This is a genomic window from Streptomyces sp. URMC 126 (assembly GCF_051386555.1).
Taxonomy (GTDB): Bacteria; Actinomycetota; Actinomycetes; order Streptomycetales; family Streptomycetaceae; genus Streptomyces.
On the sequence record NZ_JBPQTX010001348.1, the window covers coordinates 1 to 236 of the forward strand.

Here is a 236-nt window from a genome sequence, read left to right on the forward strand (position 1 = left end):
GATCCGGCTGGCCTGCCCGGAGTTCGACGTCGTCGGCCTCGCCGTCCCCGGCGTCCCCGGCATCGCCCACTTCGGCCACACCGGCCGGGTGGCCTGGGCCATCACCAACGCCATGGCCGACTACCAGGACCTCTACCGCGAACGGCTGCGGCGCACCGGGCCGGACGGCGAGCGGGTGGAGGCGCTGGGCCCGGACGGATGGCGGCCCGCCGAGCGCCACGTGGAGACGATCGAGG

The 236-nt window shown here is 75.8% G+C and carries 1 protein-coding gene; it reads left to right on the plus strand.

Features of this window, described 5'->3' with window-relative positions; translation table 11 throughout:
• A partial coding sequence (locus ACSNOK_RS36220; protein WP_436784892.1) for a penicillin acylase family protein occupies positions 1–236 on the plus strand: 236 nt, incomplete at both ends.